Source organism: Thalassospira sp. UBA1131 (genome assembly GCF_002311515.1).
In the GTDB taxonomy this organism is placed as follows: Bacteria; Pseudomonadota; Alphaproteobacteria; order Rhodospirillales; family Thalassospiraceae; genus Thalassospira.
Genome location: NZ_DCAO01000125.1, coordinates 1 through 2,181 on the forward strand (window position 1 = coordinate 1; position 2,181 = coordinate 2,181).

At 57.0% G+C, this 2,181-nt stretch carries 3 protein-coding genes and 1 pseudogene; all 4 read left to right on the top strand.

The window, feature by feature from the left end:
* A partial coding sequence (locus B3Z49_RS20815) for an ABC transporter permease subunit (protein ID WP_414716277.1) occupies positions 1–309 on the top strand: 309 nt, incomplete at its 5' end.
* Positions 309–1,280 (top strand): ABC transporter permease, encoded by a 972-nt coding sequence (locus B3Z49_RS20820; RefSeq protein ID WP_296994484.1) that lies wholly within the window; start codon positions 309–311, stop codon positions 1,278–1,280. The genes B3Z49_RS20815 and B3Z49_RS20820, both read left to right, overlap by 1 nt.
* Positions 1,281–1,391: 111 nt before the next feature.
* Positions 1,392–1,805, top strand: a complete 414-nt coding sequence (locus tag B3Z49_RS20825) for a cytidine deaminase (RefSeq protein ID WP_296994487.1) — start codon at positions 1,392–1,394, stop codon at positions 1,803–1,805.
* Positions 1,802–2,181, top strand: a pseudogene (locus B3Z49_RS20830) (purine-nucleoside phosphorylase); the annotation flags it as partial. The gene B3Z49_RS20825 and the pseudogene B3Z49_RS20830, both read left to right, overlap by 4 nt.

Here is a 2,181-nt window from a genome sequence, read left to right on the forward strand (position 1 = left end):
GTCATGGGTGTTCAGCACCGCCTGCTGATTGATTTCACCGCAGGCTACGGCTTTGTCGGCATTGCTGTGGCGCTGATGGGGCGCAACCATCCGTTTGGCATCTTCTTGGCGGCATTGTTGTTTGGGATGCTCTATCAGGGCGGGGCGGAGCTTTCATTTGAAATTCCGACCATCTCGAATGACATGGTCGTGGTTATTCAGGGGCTTGTCATCCTGTTTACCGGTGCGATGGAACACATGTTCCGTCCGCGCGTGACAAAGATCTATACAGCCTGGCGCCTGCGCCAGTATGCCGGGGAGGGCGCATAATGGATACATTTCAGCTGATTATCCTGTTGCTGGATGCAACGCTGCGCACCTCGACACCGCTTATTCTCGCGGCCCTGGCCGGGATGTTTTCCGAACGGTCCGGGACGATTAACCTTGCCCTTGAAGGCATGATGCTGGGCGGGGCGTTTTCGGCAGCTGCGGTTGCATTTTATGTCGGAAGCCCGTGGGTCGGGCTTCTGGCTGCGATTGCAACCACGATTGCGCTTTCGCTGTTGCATGGTTTTGCCTGTATCACGCACAAGGGCAACCAGGTGGTTTCGGGGATGGCGATCAATATCCTGATGTCGGGTCTGACCGCCCTTGTCGGGATTGCACTTTTTGCACAGGGCGGCAAAACGCCAGCGCTTGATAAAGGATCACGTTTCCAGCCGATCACGTTCCCGGGTGCCGACGCCGTTCAGGACGTTCCGGTTCTGGGCCTGATTTATTCGGAACTGCTAAGCGGTCATAATATACTGGTTTATGTTGCCTTCCTTGCCGTTCCGGCAGCCTGGTGGGTGATGTATCGCACCCGGTTTGGCTTGCGTCTGCGCGCGGTTGGCGAAAACCCGGGTGCTGTTGATACGGCAGGCATTGGCGTTGTCTCGATGCGCTATCGCGCCGTGATTTGCAGTGGCGTGCTTGTCGGTATGTCAGGCGCCTATCTATCGACTGCGCAAGGCGCATCCTTCCTCCAAGACATGACCGCAGGCAAAGGCTATATCGCGCTGGCCGCGATGGTGTTTGGCAAGTGGCGTCCGTTCCCGGCATTGGCAGCCTGCCTGTTGTTTGGCTTCCTTGATGCGGCAGCCACACGTTTGCAGGGTGTCGTTCTGCCCGGTATCGGCGAAGTTCCGGTCCAGTTAGTGCAGGCATTGCCCTATATCCTGACGGTCATTCTTCTGGCCGGGTTCATTGGCCGCGCCATTCCGCCAAAGGCGCTTGGTCGGGCATACGTCAAGGAACGCTAAGCTTTTCGTGGTTCGGGTCTCGGCCTATGATGCAGGCAGTCCCGAACCACATTCTTCCAAAAATATGCGCTTTGGTCAGGCGCGATAGGTAATCAAAACAGGATCAAACAAATGGTTGCTCATAAACAGGCTCCGCGCGATCTGATTGACGCGGCACTTGCGGCTCGTGACAAGGCATATGCGCCTTATTCGAAGTTCTTTGTCGGTGCCGCGCTGCGCACGACTGAGGGCAAGGTCATTTCAGGCTGCAATGTTGAAAATGCGGCATATCCCGAGGGCGTCTGTGCAGAGGCCGGCGCGATTTCGGCAATGGTACTGTCAGGGGAAACCCGTTTTGACGAGATCGTCGTTGTCGGGCTGGGCGATATCGCCTGTACCCCGTGTGGTGGGTGCCGCCAGAAGATCCGCGAATTTACCGGTCCCGATGCGACCATCTTCATCATCAATGATGCCGGTGAAACGCTTCTGACGCTCAGCCGTGAAGAACTTATTCCCCATTCCTTCGGGCCGGAGAACCTCAAATGAGCAACGTAAAAGCAGCGCTTGATGTCATCGCCGCCAAGGCGCCGGGTTTCAGGGCAGAAGTTGCATTGGTTCTGGGCAGCGGCCTTGGTGGTGTAGTTGACGCCGTAAGTGATGCGATCAGCATTGCGTACGAAGAATTGCCTGGCTTCCCGCGCCCCACGGTGGTCGGACATGGCGGGACACTTGTTCTTGGCCGTATTGGCGGTGTGCCTGTCGCTGTGATGCAGGGGCGGGCGCATTATTACGAGCATGGCCGATCGGATCTGATGGCCGAGCCGCTTGAAATTTTGCACGAACTTGGCGCGGAACGTCTGCTTTTGACCAATGCTGCCGGGTCACTGATCCCTGATGCCGTACCGGGCAGTCTGATGCTGAT

What these genes read in the sequence shown, in the direction of transcription:
- B3Z49_RS20820 (WP_296994484.1), top strand. Translation starts at nt 309, where the DNA reads ATGGATACATTTCAGCTGATTATCCTGTTGCTGGATGCAACGCTGCGC.
- B3Z49_RS20825 (WP_296994487.1), top strand. Translation starts at nt 1,392, where the DNA reads ATGGTTGCTCATAAACAGGCTCCGCGCGATCTGATTGACGCGGCACTT.